16 protein-coding genes are annotated in these 12,211 nt (G+C 72.1%); 14 read left to right on the top strand and 2 right to left on the bottom strand.

Going from position 1 to position 12,211, the window contains the following annotated elements; genetic code table 11:
- Window positions 1-24 precede the first annotated feature (24 nt).
- The 8 genes from ACFYPA_RS34005 to ACFYPA_RS33970 all read left to right on the top strand — a co-directional run bounded on the left by ACFYPA_RS34005 (window position 25) and on the right by ACFYPA_RS33970 (window position 5,656).
- A complete protein-coding gene (locus ACFYPA_RS34005; protein ID WP_389136285.1) occupies window positions 25-900 on the top strand; it encodes an alpha/beta hydrolase in 876 nt (291 codons plus the stop codon).
- A 41-nt stretch (window positions 901-941) separates the two neighbouring features.
- Entirely contained in the window at window positions 942-1,196 is a 255-nt protein-coding gene (locus ACFYPA_RS34000; protein ID WP_359085474.1) for a MoaD/ThiS family protein, read from the top strand.
- A 10-nt stretch (window positions 1,197-1,206) separates the two neighbouring features.
- Window positions 1,207-2,643 (top strand): hypothetical protein, encoded by a 1,437-nt coding sequence (locus ACFYPA_RS33995; protein ID WP_389136282.1) that lies wholly within the window; start codon window positions 1,207-1,209, stop codon window positions 2,641-2,643.
- Window positions 2,644-2,790: 147 nt separating this feature from the next.
- On the top strand, window positions 2,791-3,480 hold the full coding sequence (locus tag ACFYPA_RS33990; RefSeq protein ID WP_389136279.1) for a DUF2993 domain-containing protein: 690 nt from the start codon (window positions 2,791-2,793) through the stop codon (window positions 3,478-3,480).
- Between the two features lie 216 nt (window positions 3,481-3,696).
- Window positions 3,697-3,804, top strand: a complete 108-nt coding sequence (locus ACFYPA_RS33985; protein ID WP_353962123.1) for a putative leader peptide — start codon at window positions 3,697-3,699, stop codon at window positions 3,802-3,804.
- Between the two features lie 168 nt (window positions 3,805-3,972).
- Complete coding sequence (locus tag ACFYPA_RS33980) at window positions 3,973-4,818, top strand: sulfurtransferase (protein ID WP_359085477.1); 846 nt, start codon at window positions 3,973-3,975, stop codon at window positions 4,816-4,818.
- Between the two features lie 50 nt (window positions 4,819-4,868).
- Window positions 4,869-5,156: a DUF1416 domain-containing protein gene (locus tag ACFYPA_RS33975; RefSeq protein ID WP_359085478.1), complete on the top strand. Its 288-nt coding sequence runs from the start codon at window positions 4,869-4,871 to the stop codon at window positions 5,154-5,156.
- Between the two features lie 158 nt (window positions 5,157-5,314).
- Window positions 5,315-5,656 (top strand): DUF3099 domain-containing protein, encoded by a 342-nt coding sequence (locus tag ACFYPA_RS33970; protein ID WP_389136275.1) that lies wholly within the window; start codon window positions 5,315-5,317, stop codon window positions 5,654-5,656.
- Between the two features lie 37 nt (window positions 5,657-5,693).
- On the opposite strand, the gene ACFYPA_RS33965 is transcribed toward ACFYPA_RS33970, so the two are convergent.
- Window positions 5,694-6,056 carry a DsrE family protein gene (locus tag ACFYPA_RS33965; protein ID WP_359085480.1) on the bottom strand — a complete coding sequence of 121 codons (363 nt, stop codon included), beginning with the start codon at window positions 6,054-6,056 and terminating at the stop codon, window positions 5,694-5,696.
- A 417-nt stretch (window positions 6,057-6,473) separates the two neighbouring features.
- Here ACFYPA_RS33965 and ACFYPA_RS33960 point away from each other — a divergent pair, with 417 nt between their 5' ends.
- The 3 genes from ACFYPA_RS33960 to ACFYPA_RS33950 all read left to right on the top strand — a co-directional run bounded on the left by ACFYPA_RS33960 (window position 6,474) and on the right by ACFYPA_RS33950 (window position 8,560).
- Window positions 6,474-7,049: an FABP family protein gene (locus tag ACFYPA_RS33960; protein ID WP_359085483.1), complete on the top strand. Its 576-nt coding sequence runs from the start codon at window positions 6,474-6,476 to the stop codon at window positions 7,047-7,049.
- 62 nt (window positions 7,050-7,111) lie between these two features.
- Window positions 7,112-7,573 carry a Fur family transcriptional regulator gene (locus ACFYPA_RS33955; RefSeq protein ID WP_359085484.1) on the top strand — a complete coding sequence of 154 codons (462 nt, stop codon included), beginning with the start codon at window positions 7,112-7,114 and terminating at the stop codon, window positions 7,571-7,573.
- A 21-nt stretch (window positions 7,574-7,594) separates the two neighbouring features.
- A complete protein-coding gene (locus ACFYPA_RS33950; protein WP_359085485.1) occupies window positions 7,595-8,560 on the top strand; it encodes a glycine cleavage T C-terminal barrel domain-containing protein in 966 nt (321 codons plus the stop codon).
- Window positions 8,561-8,584: 24 nt separating this feature from the next.
- Here ACFYPA_RS33950 and dtd read toward each other — a convergent pair whose 3' ends face one another.
- On the bottom strand, window positions 8,585-9,034 hold the full coding sequence (gene dtd / locus ACFYPA_RS33945; protein WP_359085486.1) for a D-aminoacyl-tRNA deacylase: 450 nt from the start codon (window positions 9,032-9,034) through the stop codon (window positions 8,585-8,587).
- Between the two features lie 116 nt (window positions 9,035-9,150).
- Here dtd and ACFYPA_RS33940 point away from each other — a divergent pair, with 116 nt between their 5' ends.
- Genes ACFYPA_RS33940 through ACFYPA_RS33930 form a run of 3 tightly spaced genes read left to right on the top strand, consistent with a single transcriptional unit; the run spans window position 9,151 to window position 12,134 of the window.
- Window positions 9,151-9,777, top strand: coding sequence for an ABC transporter substrate-binding protein (locus ACFYPA_RS33940; RefSeq protein ID WP_359085487.1), 627 nt, complete (start codon window positions 9,151-9,153; stop codon window positions 9,775-9,777).
- A 46-nt stretch (window positions 9,778-9,823) separates the two neighbouring features.
- Entirely contained in the window at window positions 9,824-10,825 is a 1,002-nt protein-coding gene (locus ACFYPA_RS33935; RefSeq protein WP_389136271.1) for an asparaginase, read from the top strand.
- A 55-nt stretch (window positions 10,826-10,880) separates the two neighbouring features.
- Entirely contained in the window at window positions 10,881-12,134 is a 1,254-nt protein-coding gene (locus ACFYPA_RS33930; RefSeq protein ID WP_389136268.1) for a GNAT family N-acetyltransferase, read from the top strand.
- Window positions 12,135-12,211 lie beyond the last annotated feature (77 nt).

The following is a 12,211-nucleotide window of genomic DNA, read 5'->3' as shown; positions in this document are numbered from 1 at the left end:
CCTCTTCCCAGCAGAATAGCCCACATGACTTCTGTGTCCGAGGGGCGATTTCGGAGTTCCTCTGTTCCCTTGATCACGCGCGGGCCGCTGCGGACCACGTTGCGGGCCGATGACGGCGTCCTGATCGAGGCGGTGTACGACCCGTGTACGGCAGGTGACGGCGCCGGCGACGAGCAGGGCCGCGCCACCACCGCGATCGTCGTCGCGCACGGGTTCACCGGTTCGGCCGACCGCCCCGCGGTGCGGCGCGCCGCAGGGGTGTTCTCGCAGCGTGCGGCGGTGGTCACGTTCTCCTTCCGGGGCCACGGGCGGTCCGGCGGACGGTCCACGGTGGGCGACCGAGAGGTGCTGGACCTGGCCGCGGCGGTGGCCTGGGCGCGGTCGCTGGGACACACGCGCGTCGTGACGGCCGGGTTCTCGATGGGCGGTTCCGTGGTGCTCCGGCACGGGGCGCTGTATACGCGTCCCGGCGCGCCGGGGGAGGCCGGGGGGCGCACAGAAGCGCACGGGGAGGCGCACGCGGACGCGGTGGTGTCCGTGAGCGCCCCGGCGCGCTGGTACTACCGCGGGACTGCCCCGATGCGCCGCCTGCACTGGATGGTCACCCGCCCCACCGGCCGGCTCGTCGGGCGGTACGGCTTCCGCACCCGGATCGCCCGCGACGACTGGAACCCCGTCCCGCTCTCCCCGGTCGAGGCCGCCGGGCTGATCGCCCCGGCCCCGCTCCTGATCGTGCACGGCGACCGGGACCCGTACTTCCCGCTGGACCACCCGCGGATGCTCGCCGACGCGGCGGGCGGGGCCGCCGAGCTCTGGCTGGAGCCCGGTATGGGCCACGCGGAGAACGCGGCGGACGAGACCTTGCTCACCCGCCTCGCCGACTGGGCGATGACGCGGTGAACCATGATGGACAGCTGACGCGAGACGAAAGGAGTGCCGCCATGCCTGCGGGAACGATCCGCTACTGGGCAGCAGCCAAGGCCGCGGCCGGAACCGCGGAGGAGCCGTACACCGCCGCGACGCTCGAAGAGGCGCTCGACGCGGTCCGCGCGCGGCACCCCGGCGAGCTGAGCCGCGTACTGCGAAGGTGTTCGTTCCTCATCGACGGTGACCCCGTCGGGACCCGGAGCCATGAGACCGTACGCCTTGCCGAGGGCGGCACGGTCGAGGTGCTCCCGCCGTTCGCAGGAGGGTGAACCGCACAACATGAGCAGCAGCGATCAGCAACAGCCGTACCAGCCGCCGCCGCCGCCGCAGCAGCAGCCGCCGCAGTATCCGTACGGGCAGGAGCCGCAGCAGCAGTACGGCGAGCCTTCGTACGGGGACGCGCCGCAGGGGGACGCGTCGTACGGCGGTCAGGCGTACCCCGGGCAGGGTTACGCCGGCCAGGGGCAGGCGGACCAGGGATACGCCGACCAGGGATACGCCGACCCCTCGTACGGGCAGCAGGCGCCCTACGGGTACGACCCGCACGCGCCCCAGCAGGCTGCCCCGTACGCCCAGGAGGGTGCGCCCGCCCCCCAGGCGCCCCAGGCGCAGGCCGGGACCGGCTGGCCGGCCGGGGACCAGGGGGTCGCCCAGACCTGGGAGGGCCAGACGTGGGACACCCAGTACCAGCCGACGATCCAGCCCGCGCAGCCCACCCACCCCGCGAACCCCGTCCAGTCCGCGCAGCCCGTCCAGCCGGTGCAGCCCGTCCAGCCGGTGCAGGCTGCCGCTGACGAGACCGCGTACCTGTCGCCGCCGCAGGGCCCGTCCGGGTCGTACCCGCTGCCCCCCGAGGCCCAGGCAGCTCCCGCCGTGCCGCCCGTGCCCGCCCCGGCCCCCGTGGCCGCCGCGCAGGGCGAGGACGGCTACAGCGCGCCGACCACCCTGGGCAACAGCCGCATCACCGACGCCCAGCGCGCCCGCGCCGAGGGCCGGTCGCCGATCATCGCGCCCGGGATGCAGCCGGCCGCGATCACCGCGGGGCTCGGGCTGCTGCTCGCGCTCGGCGCGGCCGTCGGGCAGTACGCCCTGGTCGTCCCGCTGGTGCTGCTCCAGGCGGTGACCGCGGCGGGATGGTTCCGGCTCAACGGCATGTGGCCGGCCCGGCAGGGCATCGCGCTCGCCTTCGCCGGCGGGTTCGTCGCCGATGTGGCGCTGCTCGCGGCCGGCCGGGAGAACGGCCCCGCCGCGATCCTGGGCACCCTCGGTGTCTGGGTGCTGCTCACCGTCGTGCTCCAGCTGCGCAGCCGGGCCGGTGCGGACGAGCGGATGCAAGGGCTGATGGCCACCGTCGCCTCGGCCGCGCTCGCGGTCCTCGCCGCGGGCCACCTCGCGGCCGTCCCGGACGCCGTGACGGTCGGCGGCGTCGCCGTCGCCGCCGCCGTGCTCGTCCGGGCCCTGCCGCTGCCCGGACCGGCCTCCGTCGTGGCGGCGCTCGTCGTCGCCGCGGGCGCCGGTGCGGTGGCGGGCGCCGTCACCGACCTGGGGGCCAAGGGTGCGCTGCTCGGCCTCGCCGCCGGTGGCTGTGCGCTGATCGGGCTGCGGGTGGCCAGCTATGACTACCCGTCACGCTTCGTGCACATGACCGCGGGAGTGGCGCTGCCGCTCACCGCGGCCGCTCCGGCCGTCTATCTGATCGGCCGCGCGCTCACGTAGATCCGTACGCGTCGCACGGCAGGCCGAAGCCCCCCACCGGGAACCGGTGGGGGGCTTTCGCTCGTCGGTCACCAGGGCGTGACGTGCGGCCGAAGTAGGCTCACGGGCGCCAGGGGATGCGATGGATGTGGCGCGGAGGGGACAGGCATGCGTGCACTGCGAATACTGCTGATCGTCGTGGTGGTTCTGGCCGGGGTGTTCATCGCCGTGGACCGTGCGGCGGTGTACTTCGCGGAGTCGGAGGCGGCGGACCGGGTGGTGGTCCCCGGGGCGCGGACCGGGTCCACGGACGTCTCCATCAAGGGCTTCCCGTTCCTGACCCAGGTCGCCGGATCGGAACTCGACGAGGTCGACGTGAAGGTCACCGGGATCGAGGCGACCGCCGCCGGCCGTTCGCTCCGGATCAGCAGGATGGACGCGGAGCTGCACCAGGTGCGGCTGACCGACGGCTTCTCCGGCGCCACCGCCGCCCGCGCCACCGGCACGGCCGTCATCTCGTACGAGGACCTGACGAAGGCCGCCGCTGACGGCGTCGCCGTCGAGTACGGCGGCAACGGCAAGGTGAAGGTGACGGGCGCGGTCAACATCCTCGGCCGGACGCTCTCCCGCAGCGTCCTGTCCACCGTCACCCTGGTCGACGGGCACACCGTCCGCGTGCACGCGGACAAGGTGCCGGGCGAGGGCATCCCCGGCCTCGAAGGACTCGTGCGCGAGAAGACCGACTTCGAGCGCGAGGTCGGCACCCTGCCGAACGGCCTGAAGCTGGAGAGGATCCAGCCGATCGCCGACGGCCTGGAGATCTCCGTGACGGGCACCGACGTCCGCCTCGCCGGATAGGACCGGCCGCAGCCGGGTAGAGAGCCCCCGCACGGGGCGGGCCGCCACATGCTGAGACGGCCGAGTCCGTACCGCAGATGCTCGACGTCCTCCATGCCCGCGCCGACGGGCGGCGAGAGCCTCTGCACTGTCACGTATCTCACACTGCGGACGATCGTGTCTCAATATGCGACACAACGGTGACATGTCCGACCGTACGTCCCTACGATCGGTCCCATGCAGTGCTCAATTAGCGGTCTCCCACAGCGGGGACGAGCGGATCTCACGAAGCGGCGGGCAGTGGACCTGTGCCGCGTCGCCGCCATGCTCTGTCGCACTGTCTGAGCGGGATCCGTCGATATCCCGCGTTCCCGGCCCTCCGACCGCTCGTCGGGGCCATCCCGCGTGGCACCCGTGCACGCGCCGAAGCCGCGCCGCGTCCATCCGGATCACCACGCACCATCGCGCACCACCCGCACCGTCCCGCCGCAGACTGCCCCGGAGGAGAACAGAATGAGCCGCAGTGACGTCCTGGTAGACGCCGACTGGGTCGAGGCCCACATCGACGACCCGAAGGTCGCCATCGTCGAGGTCGACGAGGACACCTCCGCGTACGAGAAGAACCACATCAAGAACGCGGTCCGGATCGACTGGACCAAGGACCTCCAGGACCCGGTCCGCCGCGACTTCATCGACCAGGCCGGCTTCGAGGAGCTGCTGTCGAAGAAGGGCATCGGCAACGACACCACGGTCGTCCTCTACGGCGGCAACAACAACTGGTTCGCGTCCTACGCGTTCTGGTACTTCAAGCTCTACGGCCACCAGGACGTCCGCCTGCTCGACGGCGGCCGCAAGAAGTGGGAGCTCGACTCCCGCGACCTGGTCGACGGCGACCAGATCCCGTCCCGCCCGGCCACCCAGTACAAGGCCCAGCCGCAGGACGAGTCGATCCGCGCCTACCGCGACGACGTCGTGAAGGCCATCGGCAGCCAGAACCTGGTCGACGTGCGCTCGCCCGACGAGTTCAGCGGCAAGCTGCTCGCCCCGGCGCACCTCCCGCAGGAGCAGTCGCAGCGCCCCGGCCACGTGCCGAGCGCCCGCAACATCCCGTGGTCGAAGAACGCCAACGACGACGGCACCTTCAAGTCGGACGACGAGCTCAAGGCCCTCTACGAGGCCGAGCAGGTCGACCTGTCGAAGGACACCATCGCCTACTGCCGCATCGGTGAGCGCTCCGCGCTCACCTGGTTCGTGCTGCACCAGCTGCTCGGCCAGGAGAACGTCAAGAACTACGACGGTTCGTGGACCGAGTACGGCTCCCTCGTGGGCGTGCCGATCGAGCTCGGCGCCAACAAGTAACTCCGCACGACCCGGACCAGCACGACCCTCGACCAGAAGGACAGAACGCCATGTGTGGAGCAAAGGCCGGCGGCCCCGACGCTTCGTCGATCAAGCCCGGTGAGACCACCATCCAGGGCAGCGTGACCCGCGACGGCGAGCCCGTCACCGGGTACGTCCGCCTGCTGGACTCGACCGGCGAGTTCACCGCCGAGGTCCCGACCTCGGCGACCGGACAGTTCCGCTTCTACGCGGCCGAGGGCACCTGGACGCTGCGCGCCCTGGTCCCGGGCGGCAGCGCCGACCGCACGGTCGTGGCCCAGACGGGCGGCCTCTCCGAGGTGGCCATCGCGGTCTAGGCACCGTCACGGCTCTGCCGATGACCGGCCGGAGGGCCGCACCCCAGGGGGTTGGACGCTTCCTGAACGGGGTGCGGCCCTTCGTGCCGTCCGGGCCGGGTCCGGACCGGCGCGGTCCAGGACCGGCCGGGTGGCCCGATCGGGCCTACGCTGGATGCATGTACCGCCGACGCCGGCGCGCCTATTTCGTGATGATGGGGGCTTGCCTCGTCCTCTTCGTCTCCGCCTGGGCCTTCGTGAGGCTCTGGTCGATGCCCGCCGCCATCGCGATGTGCGTGGTCGCGATGGTGATACCGCCCGTCGCGGCGATGGTGGCGAACCGGAAGGGGCCGGAGGACCGCTGGTGGGACGAACCCGCCCCGGGATCCCGGCCCCGGACGCCGCCCAAGTCCGACAAGGGCGGCCCCGCAGGTCGCACGGGGCCCACGGGGCCCACGGGCGACCCGGAGTCCGACGCGTGGTGGGACGAGCTCGACGGGAAGAAGCGCCGGCGCCAGTGACGGACCGGCGCGGCCCCGGCCCTGATACCGGACCCGGTCAGTAGACGAGCGCCTGGACGCCGTCCACCATGATCTCGCTGACGAACACCTGCGCGCCCGCGATCCGAACGCCCTCCAGGACGTCCTGCTCGGTGATGTCGCGGCGGGCGGCGCACTGGGTGCAGAGGGTGATCTGCCCGCCCGCCTGAATCGACTCGATCAGATCCGGCAGCGGCGCCGCGTGCGGGAGTTCGAACTCGGCGGCGCGCCCCGGCAGCGCGAACCAGGCGGACTCCCCGGTCAGCCAGAGCGAGACCTCCACGCCGCTGGCGACGGCGACCGCCGCGACGGTGAACGCCTGGGAACAGCGCTCGGCGGAGTCGGCACCTGCGGTCACCTTGATCACGAGCTTCTTCGGCATATGCGGAACTGTAATCCTCTGCCGCACAACCTCGTTGGGTGCCGACGGGTCAGGGGGTGCGCAGATATCGGAATCTGCGCCTCAGGTCTAGTGGGGGGATCCTTTTGAATCCAGCAGACCCTGATCCTGCAGAACCAGCTCCTGGGCTGACCCGCCCCCGCGGCAAGCCCCGAACCGGCGGGCCGGGGCCCCACCCATTAGGCTGGGGCCCGGCCCTGTACTGCCGCCATACCGCTCGTTCAAGGAGCTCCCGTGCTTGAGGCATTCTTCTCCGCCCTGCTGGTCCTGGTCTGCGTCGGCGTTCTCGCCTTCGCCGGACTGACCGTGAAGAAGCTGTACCAGGGCCAGCGCTAGCCACTTCCCGGCCCCGGCGCCCCTGCCTCCCGTCCTCCGCCTCACAGATCGATTGAGCCGTTCATGATCGAGATCCCGTCCGACCTCCACCCGGACCTCGTCCCGCTGGCCTTCCTGCTGGGCAAATGGGCGGGCGCGGGTGTGTCCGACTTCCCCGGTGCCGAGAAGTGCAACTTCGGCCAGGAGGTCTCCTTCAGCCACGACGGCCGTGACTTCCTGGAGTACGTCTCGCACTCCTGGGTGCTCGACGCCGAGGGCAACAAGGTCAGGCCGCTGGAGTCCGAGTCCGGCTACTGGCGGATCGACAAGGACCGCAAGGTCGAGGTCGTCATGGTCCGCGACCAGGGCGTCATCGAGATCTGGTACGGCGAGCTCGGCCGCCAGAAGCCGCAGATCGACCTGGTCACCGACGCGGTGGCCCGGACGGCGGCCTCCGGCCCGTACAACGGGGGCAAGCGGCTCTACGGCTATGTGAAGAGCGACCTGATGTGGGTGGGCGAGAAGTCCACGCCCGAGGTCGAACTGCGGCCGTACATGTCGGCGCACCTGAAGAAGGTCGTCACCCCGGAAGAGGTCGAGGCGATGGCGAAGAGCCTCGGCGACGACCTGCCGGACGACGGAATCGCCTTCTTCAAGTAGCCACGAGGCCCGTTCCACGGACACCTGGGGCCGTGGACTCGCCCGGACCTACACTGGAGCCTGTGGTGAGCACCGACTGGAAGACCGATCTTCGGCAGCGCGGCTACCGGCTGACGCCGCAGCGGCAGCTTGTCCTCGAAGCCGTGGACACGCTGGAGCACGCGACGCCCGACGACATCCTGTCCGAGGTGCGCCGTACCGCCTCCGGCGTGAACATCTCCACGGTGTACCGGACCCTGGAGCTCCTGGAGGAGCTGGATCTGGTCAGCCACGCCCATCTGGGCCACGGCGCCCCGACGTACCACCTGGCGGACCGCCACCACCACATCCACCTGGTCTGCCGGGACTGCACGAACGTCATCGAGGCCGATGTCGACGTCGTCGCCGAGTTCACCGAGAAGCTGCGCGGCGCGTTCGGCTTCGAGACGGACATGAAGCACTTCGCGATCTTCGGCCGCTGCGCCGACTGCACGGCGAAGGCGGCCGGAGCGGCCACCGGTTCGGCCGCCGGACCCCCGGCCTGATCCGAGTCGTACGCTGGTCGCATGAAGAGCCCCCTGCTGTCCCTGCCCGGCGCCGTCCCCGCCGAGGGTCGTGACGAAGGCGTCGCCGCGCACTACGGCGACCTGTTCCGAGAGCAGCGCGCCCTCGCCGACGGCTCCGGTCTCGTCGACCTCTCGCACCGCGGGGTCGTGACCGTCACCGGCAGCGACCGGCTGGCGTGGCTGCACCTCCTGCTCACCCAGCACGTCAGCGACCTGGCCCCGGGCCAGGCCACCGAGGCGCTGGTCCTCACGGCGAACGGGCACATCGAGCACGCGCTGTACCTCGTCGACGACGGTGAGAGCGTGTGGATGCACGTCGAGCCGGGCACGCAGGGCGAGCTGATCGCCTATCTGGAGTCGATGAAGTTCTTCTACCGCGTCGAGGTCGCCGACCGCACCGAGGACATCGCGGTGGTGTACCTGCCGGCCGGATCCATCGCCGAGGTCCCGGACGGTGCGACCGTGCGGGAGACGCCGTACGGCCGTGACCTGTTCCTGCCCCGCGACGGCCTGGAGGCGTACGCGGCGGCGCACGGCCCGGCCGCCGGGGTGCTGGCCTACGAGGCGCTGCGCGTCGAGGGCCACCGGCCGCGGCTCGGATTCGAGACCGACCACCGCACCATCCCGCACGAGCTGGGCTGGATCCCCGGCGCCGTCCACCTCCAGAAGGGCTGCTACCGGGGTCAGGAGACCGTGGCCCGGGTGCAGAACCTGGGCAAGCCGCCGCGGCGGCTGGTCTTCCTGCACCTGGACGGCAGCGAGGTGCTGCTGCCCGGGCACGGGACTCCGGTGCGGCTCGCCGCGGACGGGGCGGAGGGCCGGCAGCTGGGCTTCATCACCAGTTCCGCCCGCCACCACGAGCTGGGTCCGATCGCCCTGGCCCTGGTGAAGCGGAACGTGGCGGTGGACGCGGAACTGCTGGCCGGTGACACGGCGGCGGCCCAGGAGACGGTCGTCGAACCGTAGGGGCCGGCCGGCCCTCCCGCCGGCTCAGACCTCGACGACGACGGTGAACGGGCCGTGGTTCGTGAGCGAGACCCGCATGTCCGCTCCGAACCGGCCCGTCTCCACGTGTGCGCCCAGGGCCCGCAACCGCGCCACGACCTCGTCGACCAGCGGTTCGGCGATCTCGCCGGGTGCCGCGGCGTTCCAGGTGGGCCGGCGGCCCTTGCGGGCATCCCCGTAGAGAGTGAACTGTGAAATCACCAGAAGTGGTGCATTCACATCGGAGCAGGACTTCTCGCCCTCCAGGATGCGGACCGACCAGAGCTTGCGGGCGAGCTGGGCCGCCTTCTCGGCGGTGTCGCCGTGGGTCACTCCCACCAGCACACACAGACCCTCGCCGACGATTTCGCCGACGACCGCCGAACCGCCGCCCTCGCCCCCGGCGTCCGCCACCGTGACGCTCGCACCGTCCACCCTCTGTACCACTGCACGCATACAGACCAACCTAACTTGGGCTGAACGGGTACAGAGCACCTCCACGGGGCCCCTCGGAGTGGCACCATGCACGGAGGCGGTGTGCCGACGCACCGGTCGAGGGGATGGACACAAGCATGAGCATGCATGGAACCGGGCAGTCCCCGGGCGCGGTGCCGGTCGCACGCCCCGGCGTCAACAGCAAGACCGGTACGAGTGCGAGCACCATGCGCCCACCCGTGCAGCGGACCGGGCACGGCTCCGAGGACGGGGCCGCCGCGTCGGCGCCGCTGGATCTGGGTGCTCTGCGGCTGCCGGAGCTGCGTGGGCTGCGGCGGGACTCGCAGCGCGACGAGGCCGATCTCAGCTATGTGCGACGGCTCGTCCAGGGGCGGATCGACATCCTGCGGGCCGAGCTCGCGCGGCGGCGCGATCCCGAGTCCCCGGTGGTGGACCGGCTCTCGGAGATCCTCGCGGACGCCCCGTCGTCGCACCGCTCCTCCGCCCGGCACGTCACGCTGAGCACGCCGCGCAGCGACGAGTACCGGCAACTGGCGGCCGAGACGCTCGCCGAGGTCGAACTCTCCGACCTCGACGCCCGGACGGACGAAGAGCTGCACACCGCGATGGGACGCCTGGTCCGCTACGAACAGCAGGTCTCCCGGCGTCGCCACCGCCTCCAGCGCACCGCGGACGATTGCAGCGCGGAGATCGCCCGCAGGTACCGTGACGGGGAAGCACAAGTAGACGACCTGCTCGCCTGAAGCGACCCTTCCGGGGGCGGGTCCCGCCCGCCCCCGGAAGGCCACCATGACCTCCAGCGCAGCCCCGTCGTCCCCGTCCGGCATATCCGGCCCGGCTCCCGGCACCCCCGTTCTTCCCGTGCTGGCCGAGGTCGTGCGGTCCGGGTTCGTCGAGGGCCACCACCGGGGCTCCCTGGTCGTCCTGGCCGCGGACGGCAGCGTGGAGATGTCCCTGGGCGATCCGACGGCGCCGGTCTTCCCGCGCTCCTCCAACAAGCCGATGCAGGCCGCGGCGCTGCTGCGGGCCGGCCTCGACCTGTCCGGGGAGCGGCTGGCACTGGCCGCCGCGAGCCATTCGGGGGAGGGCTTCCACCTCGATCTCGTACGCAAGATGCTCACCGAGCACGGGCTGTCGCCCGACGATCTGCAGACACCGCCCGATCTGCCGCTGGACCCGGTGGAGGCGGAGACGTACCTCGCGGCGGGTCACGTCCGGGAGCGGATCACGATGAACTGCTCGGGCAAGCACACGGCGATGCTCGCGGCGTGCCTCCACAACGGCTGGGACACGGCCACCTACCTCGATCCGGCGCACCCGCTCCAGCAGTTGGTCCACCGGGTCGTCGAGGAGGCGGCGGGCGAGCCGGTCGCCGCGGTCGGGACGGACGGCTGCGGGGCGCCGCTGATGGCGCTGTCCCTGGTGGGTCTCGCGCGGGCGTTCCGTACGTTCGTCACGGCGGAGCAGGACACGGCCGAGCGCCGGGTGTCGGACGCGATGCGCGCCCACCCCGAGTACGTGGCCGGCACCCGGCGGCCCGACACCTGGCTGATGCGGGAGGTGCCGGGGACGCTGTCCAAGATGGGTGCGGAGGCGGTCCAGGCGGTGGCGCTGGCGGACGGCCGGGCGCTGGCCTTCAAGATCGACGACGGTTCGACCCGGGCGCTCGGCCCGGTGCTGGCCCGCGCGCTGGGGCTGCTCGGCATCGACGCCCCGGTGGTGTCGCGGATCGGCCGGGCGCCGCTGATGGGCGGCAGCGCGGAGGTCGGGGAGATCCGGGCGGCGTTCTGACGGGCGCCCGAAAAGGGGGAGACATCTCTGGGTTCCCCCGCCTAGCGTGAGCCGGATGAGCACCCTCGACGTCCGCCCCATCGCCGAATCCGAGCTCCATGACTGGCTGCGCGCGCTGAACACCGGCTTCCTGCGCGCGCCGACGCCGTCGGACGAGGAGGTGGCGGGGCGTATGCCGTTCCTGGACCTGTCGCGCACGCAGGGGGTGTTCGACGAGGGGCGGTGCGTGGCGACGTTCCGCTCGTTCGCGCAGGAGCTGACGGTGGTCGGCGGCGCGACGGTGCCGACGGACGCGGTCACCAACGTCACGGTGTCGCCCACCCACCGGCGCCGCGGGCTGCTGACACGGATGATGGCCACGGACCTGGCGGCGGCGAAGGAGCGCGGCGATGTGGCCGCCACGCTGATCGCCGCCGAGTACCCGATCTACGGGCGGTACGGCTTCGGCCCGGCGACCTGGACCACGGAGTGGGAGGTCGACGTCCCCCGCACGGGCCTCGACCCGCACCGCCGGGTCCCGTCGGCCGAGGACGGCGGCCGGATCGACCTGGTGGACGGCGCGGAGGTGCGCAAGCTGGGCCCGGCGCTGCACGACCGGCTGCGGGCGAGCCGGCACGGGGTGGTGAGCCGCGGCGAACGCTGGTGGGACCTCGTGACCGGTCAGGCGCTCTTCCCCAACGACACCTGGACCGAGCCGTTCTACGCCGTGTACCGCGGGGCCGACGGCAGTGTCGACGGTCTGCTCCTCTACCGGGCCGACGACCACTGGGGCGACGCGAAGCAGCCGCTGAACCGGGCGACGGTGCGCAGCCTGATCGCGGCGACCCCGGCTGCGGAGCGGGCGCTGTGGCACTTCCTCTGCTCGGTCGACTGGATCGCCACGATCCGCACCGGCCACCGCGCCCCCGACGACCTGCTCCCGCTCCACCTCCCGGACCCGCGCGCGGCCCGCGTGGTGACGCACGCGGACTTCATGTGGGTGCGCGTCCTCGATGTCGTACGCGCTCTGGAGGCCCGCACCTACGCGGCCCCCGGCTCCCTCGTCCTGGACATCCACGACACGACGGGCCTCACCGCCGGCCGCTTCCACCTGGACGCCTCACCGGACGGCGCCACGTGCACCCCGACGACGCGGTCGGCCGACCTGGCCATGGACGTGCGCGAGTTGGGGACGTTGTACCTGGGCGACGAGTCCCCCCTGCGACTCGCGGACCTGGGCCGCGTCGAGGAGCTGACCCCGGGCGCGGTGGCCCGTGCGGACGGGGTGCTGCGGGCGGGGCGGCGGGCTTGGTGCCCGGATGTGTTCTAGGGCGGGCGGGGATCTGTTCCGGGCGTGCGGGGATGTGTTCCGGGGCGTGCGCGGCCGGGTGAGCGTGCGCCGGTCTG

It is taken from the genome of Streptomyces sp. NPDC005775, assembly GCF_042871565.1.
Taxonomy (GTDB): Bacteria; Actinomycetota; Actinomycetes; order Streptomycetales; family Streptomycetaceae; genus Streptomyces.
Note: the sequence above shows the minus strand (reverse complement) of the source record. Positions and strands in the feature narration are given on the sequence as shown.

Bases quoted from the DNA above. Each gene is read 5' to 3' on its own strand.
- dtd (WP_359085486.1), bottom strand. From the start codon at position 9,034: ATGCGTGCAGTGGTACAGAGGGTGGACGGTGCGAGCGTCACGGTGGCG.
- ACFYPA_RS33980 (WP_359085477.1), top strand. From the start codon at position 3,973: ATGAGCCGCAGTGACGTCCTGGTAGACGCCGACTGGGTCGAGGCCCAC.
- ACFYPA_RS33975 (WP_359085478.1), top strand. From the start codon at position 4,869: ATGTGTGGAGCAAAGGCCGGCGGCCCCGACGCTTCGTCGATCAAGCCC.
- ACFYPA_RS33965 (WP_359085480.1), bottom strand. From the start codon at position 6,056: ATGCCGAAGAAGCTCGTGATCAAGGTGACCGCAGGTGCCGACTCCGCC.
- ACFYPA_RS34000 (WP_359085474.1), top strand. From the start codon at position 942: ATGCCTGCGGGAACGATCCGCTACTGGGCAGCAGCCAAGGCCGCGGCC.
- ACFYPA_RS33960 (WP_359085483.1), top strand. From the start codon at position 6,474: ATGATCGAGATCCCGTCCGACCTCCACCCGGACCTCGTCCCGCTGGCC.
- ACFYPA_RS33930 (WP_389136268.1), top strand. From the start codon at position 10,881: ATGAGCACCCTCGACGTCCGCCCCATCGCCGAATCCGAGCTCCATGAC.
- ACFYPA_RS33970 (WP_389136275.1), top strand. From the start codon at position 5,315: ATGTACCGCCGACGCCGGCGCGCCTATTTCGTGATGATGGGGGCTTGC.
- ACFYPA_RS33995 (WP_389136282.1), top strand. From the start codon at position 1,207: ATGAGCAGCAGCGATCAGCAACAGCCGTACCAGCCGCCGCCGCCGCCG.
- ACFYPA_RS34005 (WP_389136285.1), top strand. From the start codon at position 25: ATGACTTCTGTGTCCGAGGGGCGATTTCGGAGTTCCTCTGTTCCCTTG.
- ACFYPA_RS33950 (WP_359085485.1), top strand. From the start codon at position 7,595: ATGAAGAGCCCCCTGCTGTCCCTGCCCGGCGCCGTCCCCGCCGAGGGT.
- ACFYPA_RS33940 (WP_359085487.1), top strand. From the start codon at position 9,151: ATGAGCATGCATGGAACCGGGCAGTCCCCGGGCGCGGTGCCGGTCGCA.
- ACFYPA_RS33985 (WP_353962123.1), top strand. From the start codon at position 3,697: ATGCAGTGCTCAATTAGCGGTCTCCCACAGCGGGGACGAGCGGATCTC.
- ACFYPA_RS33935 (WP_389136271.1), top strand. From the start codon at position 9,824: ATGACCTCCAGCGCAGCCCCGTCGTCCCCGTCCGGCATATCCGGCCCG.
- ACFYPA_RS33990 (WP_389136279.1), top strand. From the start codon at position 2,791: ATGCGTGCACTGCGAATACTGCTGATCGTCGTGGTGGTTCTGGCCGGG.